This window comes from Parahaliea mediterranea (genome assembly GCF_017255185.1).
GTDB lineage: Bacteria > Pseudomonadota > Gammaproteobacteria > Pseudomonadales > Halieaceae > JAFKCZ01.
Map to the genome: position 1 here is coordinate 217,056 of NZ_JAFKCZ010000007.1, position 16,072 is coordinate 233,127.

The 16,072-nt window shown below is 62.5% G+C and carries 13 protein-coding genes; 8 read left to right on the forward strand and 5 right to left on the reverse strand.

The window, feature by feature from the left end:
* Positions 1-5: 5 nt before the first annotated feature.
* The 4 genes from atpA (at position 6) to JYP50_RS11315 (ending at position 4,380) form a co-directional block, all read left to right on the forward strand.
* Complete coding sequence (gene atpA / locus JYP50_RS11300; protein ID WP_206560624.1) at positions 6-1,550, forward strand: F0F1 ATP synthase subunit alpha; 1,545 nt, start codon at positions 6-8, stop codon at positions 1,548-1,550.
* A gap of 16 nt (positions 1,551-1,566) precedes the next feature.
* The gene (gene atpG / locus JYP50_RS11305) at positions 1,567-2,430 is read left to right on the forward strand and encodes a F0F1 ATP synthase subunit gamma (RefSeq protein ID WP_206560625.1); all 864 of its coding nucleotides are present in this window, start codon (positions 1,567-1,569) and stop codon (positions 2,428-2,430) included.
* Positions 2,431-2,532: 102 nt separating this feature from the next.
* The gene (gene atpD / locus JYP50_RS11310; RefSeq protein WP_206560626.1) at positions 2,533-3,930 is read left to right on the forward strand and encodes a F0F1 ATP synthase subunit beta; all 1,398 of its coding nucleotides are present in this window, start codon (positions 2,533-2,535) and stop codon (positions 3,928-3,930) included.
* Positions 3,931-3,951: 21 nt separating this feature from the next.
* Positions 3,952-4,380, forward strand: coding sequence for a F0F1 ATP synthase subunit epsilon (locus JYP50_RS11315; protein WP_206560627.1), 429 nt, complete (start codon positions 3,952-3,954; stop codon positions 4,378-4,380).
* Between the two features lie 308 nt (positions 4,381-4,688).
* On the opposite strand, the gene JYP50_RS22150 is transcribed toward JYP50_RS11315, so the two are convergent.
* The 3 genes from JYP50_RS22150 to JYP50_RS11330 all read right to left on the reverse strand — a co-directional run bounded on the left by JYP50_RS22150 (position 4,689) and on the right by JYP50_RS11330 (position 7,102).
* Entirely contained in the window at positions 4,689-5,114 is a 426-nt protein-coding gene (locus tag JYP50_RS22150; protein ID WP_206560628.1) for a Rieske 2Fe-2S domain-containing protein, read from the reverse strand.
* A gap of 6 nt (positions 5,115-5,120) precedes the next feature.
* The gene (locus tag JYP50_RS11325) at positions 5,121-6,248 is read right to left on the reverse strand and encodes a YncE family protein (RefSeq protein WP_206560629.1); all 1,128 of its coding nucleotides are present in this window, start codon (positions 6,246-6,248) and stop codon (positions 5,121-5,123) included.
* Positions 6,249-6,397: 149 nt separating this feature from the next.
* Positions 6,398-7,102 (reverse strand): Crp/Fnr family transcriptional regulator, encoded by a 705-nt coding sequence (locus tag JYP50_RS11330; protein ID WP_206560630.1) that lies wholly within the window; start codon positions 7,100-7,102, stop codon positions 6,398-6,400.
* Between the two features lie 246 nt (positions 7,103-7,348).
* Between JYP50_RS11330 and JYP50_RS11335 the strand changes: the two genes are divergently transcribed.
* Together JYP50_RS11335 and JYP50_RS11340 are read left to right on the forward strand one after the other, a co-directional pair.
* On the forward strand, positions 7,349-8,053 hold the full coding sequence (locus JYP50_RS11335) for a TonB-dependent receptor plug domain-containing protein (RefSeq protein ID WP_206560631.1): 705 nt from the start codon (positions 7,349-7,351) through the stop codon (positions 8,051-8,053).
* Positions 8,054-8,056: 3 nt separating this feature from the next.
* Entirely contained in the window at positions 8,057-9,712 is a 1,656-nt protein-coding gene (locus JYP50_RS11340; protein WP_206560632.1) for a TonB-dependent receptor, read from the forward strand.
* 45 nt (positions 9,713-9,757) lie between these two features.
* Here the strand turns inward: JYP50_RS11340 and JYP50_RS11345 are convergent, their stop codons facing one another.
* Entirely contained in the window at positions 9,758-10,507 is a 750-nt protein-coding gene (locus tag JYP50_RS11345) for a TrmB family transcriptional regulator (protein ID WP_241263050.1), read from the reverse strand.
* Positions 10,508-10,636: 129 nt separating this feature from the next.
* Between JYP50_RS11345 and glmU the strand changes: the two genes are divergently transcribed.
* Positions 10,637-12,001 carry a bifunctional UDP-N-acetylglucosamine diphosphorylase/glucosamine-1-phosphate N-acetyltransferase GlmU gene (gene glmU / locus JYP50_RS11350; RefSeq protein ID WP_206560633.1) on the forward strand — a complete coding sequence of 455 codons (1,365 nt, stop codon included), beginning with the start codon at positions 10,637-10,639 and terminating at the stop codon, positions 11,999-12,001.
* A gap of 2 nt (positions 12,002-12,003) precedes the next feature.
* Positions 12,004-13,833: a glutamine--fructose-6-phosphate transaminase (isomerizing) gene (gene glmS / locus JYP50_RS11355; RefSeq protein WP_206560634.1), complete on the forward strand. Its 1,830-nt coding sequence runs from the start codon at positions 12,004-12,006 to the stop codon at positions 13,831-13,833.
* A gap of 210 nt (positions 13,834-14,043) precedes the next feature.
* Here glmS and JYP50_RS11360 read toward each other — a convergent pair whose 3' ends face one another.
* Positions 14,044-15,807, reverse strand: coding sequence for an SUMF1/EgtB/PvdO family nonheme iron enzyme (locus JYP50_RS11360; RefSeq protein WP_206560635.1), 1,764 nt, complete (start codon positions 15,805-15,807; stop codon positions 14,044-14,046).
* Positions 15,808-16,072 lie beyond the last annotated feature (265 nt).

Sequence of the window (16,072 nt, forward strand, 5' to 3'; positions counted from 1 at the left end):
AGAGCATGCAGCAACTGAATCCATCTGAAATTAGCGAGATCATCAAGCAGCGCATCGACCAGCTCGATGTGTCCTCCGAGGCTCGCAACGAAGGCACGGTGGTCTCGGTTACCGACGGCATCATCCGTATCCACGGCCTGAACGACGTGATGTACGGCGAGATGATCGAATTCGACGGCGGTATCTACGGCATGGCGCTGAACCTCGAGCGCGATTCCGTTGGCGCCGTGGTCCTGGGCGACTACAAGGGACTGGCCGAAGGCCAGTCCTGCCGTTGCACCGGCCGTATCCTGGAAGTGCCGGTGGGTCCGGAACTGCAGGGCCGTGTGGTGGACGCCCTGGGTAACCCGATCGATGGCAAGGGCCCGATCAACACCGACAAGACCGATGCCCTGGAAAAAGTGGCGCCCGGCGTTATCGCCCGCCAGTCCGTTGACCAGCCGGTACAGATCGGCCTCAAGGCCATCGACTCCATGGTGCCGATCGGCCGCGGCCAGCGCGAGCTGATCATTGGCGACCGCCAGATCGGCAAGAGCGCGATCGCGGTGGACGCGATCATCAACCAGAAAGGCACCGGCATTAAGTGTATCTATGTGGCGGTGGGCCAGAAGGCTTCCTCCGTCGCTTCCGTGGTGCGCAAGCTGGAAGAGCACGGCGCCATGGAACACACCATTGTCGTGGCGGCGACCGCTTCCGATCCGGCCGCCATGCAGTACCTGGCGCCCTTCGCCGGCTGCACCATGGGTGAGTACTACCGCGACCGCGGCGAAGACGCCCTGATCATCTACGATGACCTGACCAAGCAGGCCTGGGCCTACCGCCAGATCTCCCTGCTGCTGCGCCGTCCGCCGGGCCGTGAAGCCTACCCCGGCGACGTGTTCTACCTCCACTCCCGCCTGCTGGAGCGCGCGGCGCGCGTCAACGCGGACTACGTGGAGAAGTTCACCAACGGTGAAGTGAAGGGCAAGACCGGCTCCCTCACCGCGCTGCCGGTGATCGAGACCCAGGCTGGCGACGTTTCGGCCTTCGTACCGACCAACGTGATCTCCATCACCGACGGCCAGATCTTCCTGGAAGCGGACATGTTCAACGCGGGCGTCCGCCCGGCGATGAACGCCGGTATCTCGGTATCCCGGGTCGGCGGCGCCGCCCAGACCAAGATCATGAAGAAACTGTCCGGTGGTATCCGTACCGCGCTGGCCCAGTACCGTGAACTGGCGGCCTTCTCCCAGTTCGCCTCCGATCTGGACGACGCCACCAAGGCCCAGCTGGACCACGGTGAGCGCGTCACCGAGCTGATGAAGCAGAAGCAGTACTCGCCCCAGAGCATCGCCGAGATGGGTGTGATGCTGTACGCGGCCAACGAGGGTTACCTCAAGGACGTGGAAGTGGACAAGGTGGGCGCTTTCGAATCCGCCCTGCTGGCCTATATGCACGCCGAGCACGGCGCGCTGATGGACAAGATTGTCGAGACTGGCGGCTACGATGACGAGATCGAGTCCAGCTTCAAGTCGGCGATCGAGAAGTTCAAAGCCACCCAGACCTGGTAAGGCCGAGGGCGCTTAAATGGCAGTCGGAAAAGAAATACGCACCAAGATCTCCAGCATCCAGAGCACGCAGAAGATCACCAGCGCCATGGAAATGGTGGCGGCGAGCAAAATGCGCAAGGCCCAGGATCGCATGGAAGTCGGCAAGCCCTACGCCCGCCGCATGCGCGCGGTGGTGGGGCACCTGGCCAACTCCGCGCCGGAGTACCGCCACATCTACATGGTGGAGCGCGAGGTCAAGCGGGTCGGGTTTATCGTGGTATCCACCGACCGCGGCCTCTGCGGCGGCCTGAACATCAACCTGTTCAAGGCCACCGTGCGGGCGATGAAGGAGTGGGCCGACCAGGGGATCGAAATCGACCTGGGCCTGGTGGGCGCCAAGGCCGCGGCCTTCTTCAACAGCTACGGCGGCAACGTGGTCTCCGCGACCCGGGATCTCGGCGAGGAACCTTCCCTGTCCGACCTGATCGGCGGTGTGAAAACCATGCTGGACGCCTATGCCGATGGCCGCATCGACCGCCTGTTCCTGGTGAGCAACGAGTTCGTTAACACCATGACCCAGAATCCCAGCGTTGAGCAGCTGTTGCCGCTACCCGCTGAGGATTCCCAGGAAATGGCGCACCACTGGGACTACATCTACGAGCCGGACGCCAAGGAGCTGTTGGAGCACCTGTTGCGTCGGTATATCGAGTCCCAGGTGTACCAGGCCGTGGTGGAAAATGGCGCCTGTGAACAGGCCGCGCGGATGCTGGCGATGAAGAACGCCACCGACAACGCCGGGGAACTGATCGACGACCTGCAGCTGATTTACAACAAGGCGCGGCAGGCCGCCATTACCCAGGAGCTGTCCGAGATCGTGAGTGGCGCGGCGGCGATCAGCTAGCTCGCGCTAACAGATTCAGACTTAAATGGGGTCAGATCCCTTTTTCGTGAACCGAAAAAGGGATCTGACCTCGGAAAGAACATATTTAGAGAGGATCCGAACATGAGCAGCGGACGAGTCGTACAAATTATCGGTGCGGTAATCGACGTGGAATTTCCACGCGATGCCGTGCCGCAGGTCTACGATGCACTGACCGTGACCGAGAAAGGCCTGACGCTGGAAGTCCAGCAGCAGCTGGGCGACGGCGTGGTCCGCGCCATTGCCATGGGTTCTTCCGAGGGCCTCTCCCGCGGCCTGGCGGTGGACAACACCGGCGCGCCGATTGCCGTTCCTGTCGGCACGGAAACCCTGGGCCGGATCATGGACGTGCTGGGTAACCCCATCGACGAGCGCGGCCCCATCGGCGAAAAAGAGCGCGCTTCCATCCACCGCGAAGCTCCCACCTACGAAGAGCTGGCGGCGTCCGAAGAGCTGCTGGAAACCGGCATCAAGGTAATCGACCTGGTGTGTCCTTTCGCCAAGGGCGGCAAGGTCGGCCTGTTCGGCGGCGCCGGCGTGGGCAAGACCGTGAACATGATGGAGCTGATCAACAACATCGCCACGGAGCACAGCGGCCTGTCTGTATTCGCGGGTGTTGGTGAGCGGACCCGTGAAGGTAACGACTTCTACTACGAGATGCAGGAATCCAAGGTCGTTGACGTGGAGAACCTGGGCAACTCGAAAGTGGCGATGGTTTACGGCCAGATGAACGAGCCGCCCGGCAACCGCCTGCGCGTGGCCCTGACCGGCCTGACCATGGCGGAGAAATTCCGCGACGAAGGCCGCGACGTACTGCTGTTCGTGGACAACATCTACCGCTACACCCTGGCGGGCACCGAGGTATCGGCGCTGCTGGGCCGGATGCCCTCCGCGGTGGGCTACCAGCCGACCCTGGCGGAAGAGATGGGTGTACTGCAGGAGCGCATTACCTCCACCAAGGTGGGCTCCATCACCTCCATCCAGGCGGTTTACGTACCGGCGGACGACCTCACCGACCCGTCCCCGGCCACCACCTTCGCCCACCTGGACTCCACCGTGGTACTGTCACGCGACATCGCGGCCAAGGGTATCTACCCCGCGGTGGACCCGCTGGACTCCACTTCCCGCCAGCTCGACCCGCTGATCATCGGCAGCGAGCACTACGAAGTGGCCCGCGGCGTGCAGTCGGTACTGCAGCGCTACAAGGAGCTGAAGGACATCATCGCCATCCTGGGTATGGACGAACTGTCCGAGGAAGACAAGCAGATCGTGGGCCGCGCCCGTAAGATCGAGCGCTTCCTGTCCCAGCCGTTCCACGTGGCGGAGGTCTTCACCGGCTCCCCCGGCAAGTACGTGTCCCTGAAGGACACCATCGCCGGCTTCAAGGCCATTTTGGCGGGCGAGTACGACCACCTGCCGGAGCAGGCTTTTTACATGGTTGGCAGCATCGAAGAAGCTGTCGAGAAAGCCAACAACCTGTAACGCACGGGTAGAGGGCCCCCTATGGCTATGACAATTCACTGCGACATCGTCAGTGCGGAAGAGGAAATCTATTCCGGACTGGTGGAGTTGTTGGTCGCAAGCGGCGAGATGGGCGAGCTCGGTATCAACTACGGGCACGCCCCGCTGCTGACCGCCCTCAAACCCGGCCCGGTACGCATCGTCACCCAGCAGGGCGACGAGCAGGTGTACTACGTTTCCGGCGGTTTCCTGGAAGTGCAGCCGGGGGTGGTAACCATCCTCGCGGACACTGCCCTGCGTGCCGACGACGTGGACGAGGCCGCAGCCGAGGAAGCGCGCCGCGAGGCGGAGCACGCCCTGGCCAACCAGACCGGGGATTTCGACTACGGTCGCGCCTCCTCGCAACTGGCCGAGGCCGCCGCCCAGCTGGCGACCCTGCGCAAGATGCGAAATCGCGCCGGGCGCGGCTGATCGCCGTCCCAGGTAGCACTGAAACCCCGGCATTGCCGGGGTTTTTCGTTTTGGGGGGGTGAAAGTGTGCCGCGTCTGTATGAATGACCCGAAAAACCGGGCGCCCCACTGTAGGGTCGAATTCATTCGACCAAAAGCGGCGGAATGAATTCCGCCCTACAGGGGGATGCGCCACCGTTCGTGTAGGGTCGAATTCATTCGACCACCGCCCATTAACAGCCAACACGACAGCGAAAATCCCCCGTCGTTGCCCGGCAGATCGATAGCGTGGCCAACGCCGCCAGTGTCGAGGAACCGCTTCGGCCTGATCAGGCGCTATCGAACACGATTGTCATAAGCGAGCCATCGATGGAGAAGGGGAGTCGCTTGAGATCCTCTGTCGCGGGCCCGCGCACAACCCTGCCGGCGAGATCGAATTCGGAACCGTGACAGAGGCAGCGCCAACCGCCGCCGGGGCCAATACCCGACCTGGGTTCACAGGCCTGGTGGGTGCAAATGGCCAGCACTACCAGCCATTCCGGGTTGCCCAGTTCATCCCAGTGCGCGGCGTGTTCGGCCTTGTCCGGCCGGCGTAGAACGTGGACCACGTTGCCGCCCGACCACGCGATACGCCGGGTTGTCCCCGGCGCGATGCCGGCGATGGAGACCCGGAGGTCTCCCGCCGTATTTGACCAGGCGTCACTCGCGATCAGCGGAAGGGTGCCGAGGGCGCCAATCAGGTCGCGCCTGCGCACGGTGGCTTACTCGGTGCTGAACGCGATGCGCCGGGGTACCGTCCCCACCGGAATCTGGGCGACTTCCTCGATCTTCTCGATATCGATTACCGAAATGGAGTCGTCGCCAGGATTGGAGACGTAGGCGAACTTGCCCTCGGGGTCGCTGACAATCCAGTTGGGCTGCTTGCCAACGCCAACCGTTCCGCGCAGCTCAAAGTCCGGCAGGGAGTAGACCGCGACATAGTTGGCGACGGTCGCCGCGGCGAGCAGGTACTTGCCGTCTGGTGTCATCGCCAAACCGTGGTTGTAGGTATAGGGAAAGGCGGTCGGTAGTTTGTTGACATAGAGGTCGTCGCCATCGCGGGCACCGCCCTTGCCGGGGTCGTTCTCCAGCGGCGGCAACTTGATCGTTTCCACGTACTCGCCGGTATCGAGCCGACGAACTTCGAAGCCGTGCAACTTGGAAAGTTGCATGTACATGAGCTTGCGGTCGTCGTCGATGACGATGGGTCGATTGCCTTCCTGGCCCTTGCTGTCAATGGCCATCACCAGTTCGCCGCGCTCGGTGTCATAGACATACACCGCGTCGGTCATCATATTTCCGGCATAGATGTGTTTGCCGTCGCGGGAAATTTCCAGCGAGTGATTGCCAAGGATCGCTGGCCACCACGAGGCGATGGTGCCATCGTCGGCATTGACCACGAGAATCCAGTTCCGGTTGTACATGGGAACGTAAATGAACTTGCCATCTGGTGAGCGCGCCAGGTGGTGGGGCGAGCCGTCCACCGACAGTGACCAGAGTTGCTCCTTGGTGCGTGTATCAAAGGCAAGGACTTTGCCCGACTCGTTGGTCTGGTGTCCGAAGGGGCTGTTGTCATTGCCCTGCAGGGCGATGTAAAAACGTTCGCCATCGGGTGAGCCCATGACATCGTCGGTGTTGTCCCTGACTTCGATGTTCTTTACGACTTTGCGAGCCTGTGTATCGACCACCTGCACATCGTGGGATTCAAGGCTTTCCACCAGCAGGTAGTTTGCAACCGGCGCGGCGAAAGTCATGGAAGGGAGCAGCATCGAACAGATGCCCGCCGCGATGCGCGATTTAACCGCGCCGGTGAAAGACGTATTGCCGTGGGAGGGATTAGGTGATTTCAAGTCCGGGTTCTCCTGTATGTTTATTGATGTCACCAGAGTGCTTGTAGCCGAGGGTGAACATACGTCGAACCCGGAGGGTTTTCGGCAACAAATATTGCCATCCGGCTTTTTTGTTAGGCGGGGCAGCTCGCGTGTCGAGCTTGAAACGGCTAGGTTTCGGTTTGCGCGTCCTCGGTCAGCAGGGAGTAATAGAGAGCGCGAAACCGCGGATAGTCATGGATGATGATCTTGCGGTAGTGCAGGGAGATCATTCCGCTGCGCTCCAGCGAACGGATTTCCCGTCCCACGCTTTGTCGACTTGAGCCGAGAACACTGGCAATGAGTTCGTGGGTGACCTCGGCCAGAACCGCGGTCTCACCCTCGATACTACCGCGAGAGGACACCAGGCGGCACAGCAGTCGCGCGATGCGCTGCTGCAGGTTGAGCAGGGTGATTTCATTGAGCATGGTCATCAGGTAGCGCGTTCGCCGGCCCAGCAGCGTGCACATGCTGCGGGCAATTTCGCCCTCCTCCCGCAGCAGGCCGCGAAAATCCCCCGCGCCGAGGCGGAACAGTTCGATATCCGTGGCGGCAACGGCGGTATTGCTGCGCGGCAGGCCATCCATGATCGACATGAGTCCAAAACACTCATTGGCCTGAATGGCGGTAATCATGACTTCCGAACCCTCGCTGTCAAAAGCGAAGATCTGTACTTCGCCCGACAGCAGCTGGTAGGTGGCCTCCGCCTGCTCGCCGACAGAGTAGATGGCCTTTCCCCGGGGCAGGTTCAGGCGCGAACCCTTGGCCATGACTTTTGCCTGCACCGCCTCGGGAAGCTGGGAAATCCAGTTGTTGCTCGTGCCGAGATCATGCATGGGATTCTCCTGTACAGCCTTGCTTTGAAATTGGGGGCCGGCGGGCCTGTTGGCAACAAATGTTGTTTTTGCCGCCGGGGCCGCGGGATAGGGTAGTGGATGCGGTTGGATAAAAACGCGCACCGTACATTCGGGCCCTTGTAACCCGCTGCCAGGCCCTGGCGAGCCATGTGCTTAATAGCGCGCATGGCCCGCGCGGTGATGTCACCAGCCTAATTCTATAACTACAGACAAGAGAATTCCCACATGACTGAACGTCCAGCTCACCGCATTGTTGCGGCAGTATTCCAGCACCGATTGCGAAATGCGGGCGCCCCCGCCGTCGCGGCAGTTTCCCTGCTTCACCTGTTGGCTCCGGCCCCGGTACAGGCACAGGCGCTGGAGGAAGTGATCGTCACCGCGACCAAGCGTGCCCAGGGCCTGCAGGATGTGCCCATCGCCATGTCGGTCATGACGGGCAACGGCATGCGGGAGGGCGGCATACAGGGCCTGGACGAGATGTCGGCCTACATGCCCTCTGTGCATATTACGGAAGCCACCGATGGCGACCAGATATTTATCCGCGGCGTTGGTTCCGGGGTCAACTTCGGTTTTGAACAGTCGGTGGGGATGTTTATCGACGGTGTCTACTTTGGTCGCGGTCGCAACGCGCGTTTTGCGTTTCTGGACGTGGAGCGGGTTGAGGTACTCAAGGGCCCGCAATCCACACTGTTTGGCAAAAACACCATCGCCGGCGCGATCAACATTAGCAGCGCCAAGCCCAGCGCGCAGTTTGAGTCGTATCTGGAGGCCAACTACAACACCGAACTGGAGGGGCGTGGTGTGACGGGCGTGCTGTCCGGCCCGATAACGGACACGCTCGCCGGGCGAATCGTTGGCCTTAGTTACCAGGACAACGGTTATGTGGAAAACACCTATGTCGGCGAAGACGGGCCGCAGATGGACAAGTAGGCATTGCGGGGGACCCTGGCCTGGGATGCCTGCGAGGACCTGAGCCTGGAATTGAAGGTGGAAACCGGCGGTTTCGACATGATCGGTCGCCCGCAGATGATCGGCAAGGCTTCCGATACCGCCATTGCGCTGTACCGGACGGTTTATCCGGATTTCCAGCCCGGCTTCAATTACGAGCGCAGCATGGCCAATATTCGCGGCACCGGCAAGCGCCGGGGAGAATATGACAACACCGACTCGCAGGTCTACCAGTTGACCGCCGACTACCAGCTCGGCGGCCACTCATTGCGTTCGATCACGGCCTTTACCGAATACGATTTCCGGCTCTACAAGGACGCCGACTACAGCCCGCTGGAAACCCAGGCCCAGCTGCGCGAGGAGTGGCACGAGCAGTTTAGCCAGGAATTCCTGTTCATGTCCGCTCCGGGCGGCACACTGGAATACAAACTGGGACTGTTCTACCAGGACACCGACCTGCATCACCACGAGGAAATCGACGTTTCATTGAGTAACCTCGGCGCGGCGGGCCTGCCGCTGCCGCCATTGGATGCCTCCACCAACCACACGTTCAAGCAGCAGGGCGAGAGCTGGTCCGGCTTCGCGGAACTCACCTGGAACGTCAGCGATCGATTTCGCGCGACCGCGGGCCTGCGCGAGTCCCACGACAATAAAACCATGACCAACACCACGTTTGTCGGTGAATACCAGAACCCCGTGGAGGCCGACCCCTTCCTGTGCGATGCCTACGCCAATGCGCTGAATTTCATCAAGTGCTTTACCTTCGATGAAAACACGCCGGGTTTTGACAACCAGCGCAGCGAGCGCCACACCACCGGCAGCCTTGCATTGCAGTACGACATTGACCCGGCGGTAATGGCCTACCTCACCGTGTCCAACGGCTACAAGGGCGGCGGCTACGATGAAAGCAACCGCCTGGCCAGCGTCGACAACGAAGAGTTTGGCGATGAAACCGTGCAGTCGGCGGAGCTCGGGCTCAAGGCCGAACTGCTGGATCGCCGCATGCGCCTGAACCTCGCCACCCACTACAGCGAATACGACGACATGCAGGTCAGCACCTTTGACGGCAACAGCAGCTTCGTGGTCGGTAACGCCTCCCAGTCGCGCGTGCGTGGGGTTGAGAGCGACCTCGAGTTCGCCTGGAGCGAGGCTTTGCGGTTGACCGGGGCGGTGTCCTATCTCGATGCCCACTACACCGCTTTCCCCGATGCCGCCTGCAATGCGCAGCAGGACGCCGCCTGGGAAGGCGAGGGTCCGTGCAAGCAGTCACTTGCCGGGGCACCTTTGCAGTTTGCGCCGCAGTGGTCGGCAATGCTGGCTGCGCAATACACCGCGAGCCTGAGTGGTGGCTGGGACCTGCAGATGAACCTGACGACAACCTTCAGCGACGACTATGAAGTCGCCAACGATCTGGATGAGAACCTGCGCGTCGATGCCTATTGGAAGGCCGACGCCCGTGTTGGGCTGTACTCCGGCGATGGCCGCTGGATGCTGGCCCTGCTGGCGAAGAATATCACCGACGAGAAAGTGCTGGCCTGGGGCAACGACGTGCCCCTGGGCAGCGTCGGCTTTGCCAATACCTACCATATGCAGATCGATCCGCCGCGCAGCTACGAGTTGCAGCTTCGCTACTCGCTCTGACGCGGCCGGCGCCGGCTCGTTCCCGGGGGGCGGGCGGGACGCCGTTTACAGCAGGTTCCAGAGCGTATCGAACAGCAGCTGCTGGGTCTGGGCGATGGCCTGGGAATCAATGATCACCACCACCGGATAATTTTGCGCGGCGAGGGTGATCAACGCGACCTTCGGCGGGTAAATCGCGATATAGGAGGCGTCGGTGTCTTCCGCGGCCGGGAGCCACTTGCGCTCCGCCAGCTCGGCGTCGTCGCCGCCGGCGCCCACCGCCAGCACCCGCACCCGTATGCCGCGTTCAATGCGCTGGCGGGTGAAGTTGGGAAAGGGGCGGTAGAGGTGTTCCCGCAGGGAGCGGGTCGAGATGACTGAATAACCGCGCCGGGGATCCCGCCCGGCACTTTCCAGCAGGTCCCGTAGCATCAGTTCCACGCCGTCGTCGCCTTCGTAGAATCGCACGTTGCCCGGGCTGAAGGTGGTTTGGGTCTGCTTGAGCGCGGGGATGATTTCGCTGCGCAGCTGCTCGACCGCCTGGTTCAGGGCCTGCTGCTTGCGCTCGGCGAGGCTCATCAGGCGCTCCGGGTCCTCCGCCTGGAACACCCGCCGGCGACCCTTGGGGAAATAGCTGACCACGCCCTTGGTGGCGAGTTGCTTGAGGGTTTCGTAGGCTGTGCCGCGATTGATACCCGCCTCGACGGCGATATCGCGGATCGAGGCCGGCCCCAGTTTCAGCAGGGCGCGATAGATGGCGACCTGGCGTGCATCGAGGTCGAGGTGGCGCAGGGCGTCCAGTTTCAGTGTTGTCATTAATTTTCTGACAAAGTGCATTGTATTGGAGAAATGTGAGGCTAATATGGGCCTATCGATCTGACCGTGTCAAAAAATTAATGACATATAAGATGGTCGGAAACCGTTGTTGACCAATCAGGGGACGCCATGAAGCTCGAAGTCATTGTCCTTGCCGCCGGCAAGGGTACCCGCATGCGTTCAGACAAACCGAAGGTACTGCACCGTCTGGCGGGGCGCCCCCTGCTGTCCCACGTCCTCGATACGGCGGCGAGCCTCGGCGCCGATCGCCTGCACGTGGTGGTCGGTCACGGCGCCGGGCAGGTGCGCGAGCACTACGCCGGGCGCCCGATAAGCTGGGTGGAACAGCGCGAACAGCTGGGTACCGGTCACGCCGTGTTGCAGGCCCTGCCCGAGGTGGATGACGACGCGACCGTGCTGGTGCTGTACGGCGATGTTCCCCTGTTGAGCGCCGATACCCTGCGCCCGCTGGTGGCGGCGGCGAGCGACACGATGGCGCTGTTGACCGCCGAGGTGGCGGAACCCGCGGGTTACGGCCGCATTGTGCGCGGCGCCGCCGGGGAGTTCCGCGCGGTGGTGGAAGAGCGCGACGCCTCCGCGGAGGATCGGGCCATTCACGAAATCAACAGCGGGGTTCTGGCGGCGCCGGCGGCCCTGCTCAAGGAGTACCTGCCCCGGGTGGGCAACGACAACAGCCAGGGCGAGTACTACCTCCCCGAGGCGCTGTCGCTGCATGTGGCGAGTGGGGCGACGGTCGCGACGAGCCTCGCCGCCACCGAACTGGAAATTCTCGGCGTGAATGATCGCCTGCAGCTGGCGGAAGTGGAGCGAGCCTACCAACAGGGCCTGGCGCGGCAACTGCTGCTGGATGGCGTGCAGTTGGCCGACCCCGCCCGCATCGATATTCGCGGTTCCCTGCGGTGCGGACGGGACGTGTTCATCGACATCGACGCCGTGTTCGAGGGCGAGGTCACCCTGGGCGACAATGTCACCATCGGCCCGAATTGCGTACTGATCGACACGCAGGTCGGTGACGGCGCCACAGTACACGCCATGAGTCACCTGCAGGAAGCGGAAGTCGGTGGCCACTGCAATGTGGGGCCCTACGCGCGGCTGCGTCCCGGCACGGCACTGGCGGACGGCGCCCGGGTGGGCAATTTCGTGGAGACCAAAAAGGCGCGCGTCGGCGCCGGCAGCAAAATCAATCACCTGTCCTACATAGGTGACTGCGAGATGGGCGGTGGCGTCAACATCGGCGCGGGCACCATCACCTGCAATTACGATGGCGCCAACAAACACCTGACGGCCATTGGCGACGGTGTCTTCGTCGGCTCCAACAGCACCCTGGTGGCGCCGGTGGAAATCAGCGCCGGTGGTTTTGTCGCCGCCGGGTCCACCGTCACCAAAGGGGTGGGCGAGGACGAACTGGCGGTCGCCCGCGGCCGCCAACGCAATATCCAGGGCTGGACGCGCCCGCAGAAGCAGGAGGACTGAGTATGTGCGGCATTGTAGCGGCAACCGCCCGGCGGGAAGTGTCGGAGATCCTGCTGGAGGGCCTGCGCCGGTTGGAATACCGGGGCTATGACTCCGCCGGCATGGCGCTGATCGACAATGAACAGCACCTGCAGCTGCACCGGCAGCTGGGCAAGGTGGCGGAGCTGGAGCGCGCCCAGGCGATGACGCCCCACCACGGCTGCGTCGGCATTGCCCACACCCGCTGGGCCACCCACGGCGAGCCGTCCGCGGCCAACGCCCACCCGCACATTTCCCACGACCGGGTGGCGCTGGTGCACAACGGCATCATCGAGAATCACGCCACCCTGCGCGCCGAGCTGCGGGAGCGGGGTTACGAATTCAACTCCCAGACCGACACCGAGGTGGTGGTGCACCTGCTGCACACTTACCTGGTGGCCGGGGACAGCCTGCTGGACGCCCTCAAGTCCACCGCGGCGCGGCTGGAGGGCGCCTACGCCATCGCCGCCATCGATGCCCAGAACCCGGACGAGGTCGTCGCCACCCGCGCCGGCAGCCCCCTGGTGGTGGGGGTCGGCATCGGCGAGAACTTCCTGGCCTCCGACCAGATGGCCCTGCGCCAGGTTACCGACCGCTTCATTTTCCTGGAAGAGGGCGACACGGTGCGCATCACCGCCACCGAGCTGTCCATCTGGGACGAGGCCGGCCAGCTTGTGGAGCGCCCGCGAACCGACGTGCCCGACGCGGTGGAAAGCGTGGAGCTGGGTGATTTCGAGCACTATATGCTCAAGGAAATCTACGAACAGCCCCGCGCCCTGGCCGCGACCCTCGGCGCGGAGGGCGAGAAGCGCATCGAGGACGCGCGTTTCGGCGAGGGCGCCGGCGCCATTTTCGACCGCGTGCAGTCGGTGCAGATCGTCGCCTGCGGCACCAGTTACCACGCCGGCCTGGTGGCCCGCTACTGGCTGGAGGAGCTGGCCGGCATTCCCTGCGAGGTGGAAGTCGCCTCGGAGTTTCGCTACCGCAAGCGCGCGCCCCATCCCGGCACCCTGCTGGTCACCGTGTCGCAGTCGGGAGAGACCGCCGACACCCTGGCGGCCCTGCGCGGACAAATGGCGGACGAGTTCGTCGCCAGTCTGGTGATCGCCAACGTCGACCACAGTTCCCTGGTGCGCGAATCCGACCTGGTGTTCCTCACCCGGGCCGGCGCCGAGGTGGGCGTGGCCTCCACCAAGGCCTTCACCACCCAGCTGGTCGCCTTCCTGATGCTGACCGCGGTACTGGGTCGCCGCCACGCCCTCGGCGAAGCGGCGGAGCGGGAGTTGCTCAACGCCCTGCACCGCCTGCCCGACATGGTGCAGGAAACCCTGTCCCGCGACGCGGATATCAAGAAGTTGTCGGAGCAGTTCATTCTCAAGCAACACGCCCTGTTCCTCGGTCGCGGCATCCAGTACCCCATCGCCCTGGAGGGCGCGCTCAAGCTCAAGGAAATCTCCTACATCCACGCCGAGGCCTACCCCGCCGGCGAACTCAAGCACGGTCCGCTCGCGCTGGTGGATGCCGAAATGCCGGTGGTGGCCGTGGCCCCGGGGGACGAACTCCTGGAGAAGCTCAAGTCCAACCTCGAGGAAGTGCGCTCCCGCGGCGGCGAACTCTACGTTTTCGCCGACCGCAACGCCGGCTTTACCGACGAGCCCCGCGTGCACGTGCTGCAGATGCCCAGCTGCCCGGAAGTGCTCAAGCCCGCCATCTACACCGTGGCGCTACAATTGCTGGCCTACCACGTGGCGGTGCAGAAAGGCACCGATGTGGACAAACCGCGCAATTTGGCGAAGTCGGTCACGGTGGAGTGAGTGGGTCGGGGTTTCCACGGCTCTGTAGTATGGAAATATGGAGTCCTTTCGTCACTGACATTCGAGAGCAGTTTCGCCTTGATGCCACAACAAGTCGCCATTCAAGAGAAGAGTTCAACGGTGAGAGGTAGTTTCCTGGAGCGACCCTCAGGGCGTTTTTTTTCACCCTGAGAGTTGCCCTTTTCGGCTGACCGCAAGTCTGGGCCCGAGTCAGTCCTCCGCGACAGGCAGGTCCCTCGCCACGCGGAAGCCGAGGGTAAAATAGCCGAAGTCTGCGGGAGCGAGCAGACGATAGTTGGCGAGCATATAGTAGCTGTCATCTCCCCAGGAACCCCCGCGAACGACCCTGTAATCGGGCCTGGAGCAGTCAGCGGTCCGGGGAGAGCCGTCGTTGGGTATGCCGGCATAACTGTCGTGGTAGCAGTCAGCGACCCACTCCCAGACGTTGCCCTGGGTGTCATACAGGCCGAAGGCGTTGCCCTCCAGGGAACCCACCGGAGCGGTGAAATCCCAAATGTCATTATTCGCTTGTAACGGGCCGCAGCATTCTTCGGTGCCATGATTTGCCCGGCTGCGGTTGACCTGGTTTATCGGGGCCGTCTCGGGCATCCCCGATCGGGCGGCATACTCCCATTCCGTCTCGCTGGGCAGGCGGTAGGTTTGCCCGGTCACTGACGAGAGCCACTCCACGTAGGCGATGGCGTCACGCCAGCTGACACACACCACCGGATGGTCTGGATTCTGTGGGTAGCCAGGATTGACCCAATCGCGTTCTTCGTCCAGCACCCAGGTCACACCGTCGAGGGCGTTGCAGGCGCCCGCCGCCCGGTATGAGGTTTCCTCGACGAAGCGGCCGAATTGTTCCCGTGTCACCTCGTGTATTCCCATGGCCCAGGGTTTGCTGATGCTCACAGGGTGTCGCGGTTGCTGGTCGGGCTCCCGTAGATTTTCGGCCGGGACCACACCCATGTGAATTTCTCCTGAGGGTATTGCTGTTAATGCCGGGCACGTTTCGCAGTCGCGTATCAGGACCGGCTCGACAGCTGCGCCGGCATTGCGCCCCCGCGGGTCGTTGGTCAACATGGCCTGCCCCAGGCTGACGGCCGCTTCGGGCGTGGCCGCGTTGATATCGTTGTCTTTCAGATAGCTGGTATCGATGCTTATCCGCGCGCTGTCGTCCGCCCTGGCGGCGTAGGGTGTGTTGTTGATAAACGCCGAACCGCTGACCTCGATTAGCGCCTTTCCCGCGGCGTAGACTCCGTCGTCGCCGTTGCTCTCGAAAACGCTCGAGTCGACAGTCACCTGGGAGTCCTGGTAGGCGGCAATGGCGGCTGAGTCGTTGCCGCTGAAGTAGCCGTTTTGCAGGCGTAGACGTGCGGTCTCTTCGATCCACACACCGATGTGACCGTCACTCACCGTCAGCGCGTCGCTATCCACCTGGCTGTCACCGCGAATCGAGAGCGCCATTTTGGGTAAACCGCGAATGCTGATGTTCTCCAGTTCAGCCTTGCCGTCAATGATAAATATTCCGTGCCCGTCGTAGATGTCATCCTCCATCGCTGCAGCGACGAAGCCAGAGATCGTGAGGTTTTCCATCGAAACGCTGGCATCGCGCACGACAATGGCGGTAGCGGGTTTTCCGGTACTGCCCTGGATGACAACACCGGGCTCACCGACGAGTGATAAGTCCTTGCCCTCGACGTTGATGACGCCGCGAACGGTGATGTCCTGGTACGGCGTGTCTCGGGTTTCACTGGGCTCGTAGACGCCTTCGCGCAAGATGATTTTTGCACCACTGTCCGCGGCATCGATTGCCCGCTGAACCGCGCCTGGACCGCTGTAGTCACATGACGCTGCCTCGCTGGCGCAGACGGTTAGGGCTTGCGCTATCCCGGGATTGGCGCTAGAGCCCGCAGTGGACAAAAACAAACTGCCCAGAGCAGCCAGGTAAGTCGTTTTTTGAATGTGTTTCATTGCCTACCTCAATCGTCGTTCCGGTTGATTAACCGTCAATACTAGAGGCCGCTCCCATGAGGATGGAGATGCCTATTGCGTCCGCCGTGTTGAGCGCGAGACAACAGCCATCCCCGGGGGGCGAGATCCCGCCAGTGGTGACTGACCAGCACCCGCCGGGCCGGAATTGGCAACTTCCTCACCTGGCCAAGACCTGCCTAGAATCGACGCAGATCCATCTAATGGAGAGAGCATGTTGCATTGTCTCGGCCTTCAGCGAATGTTC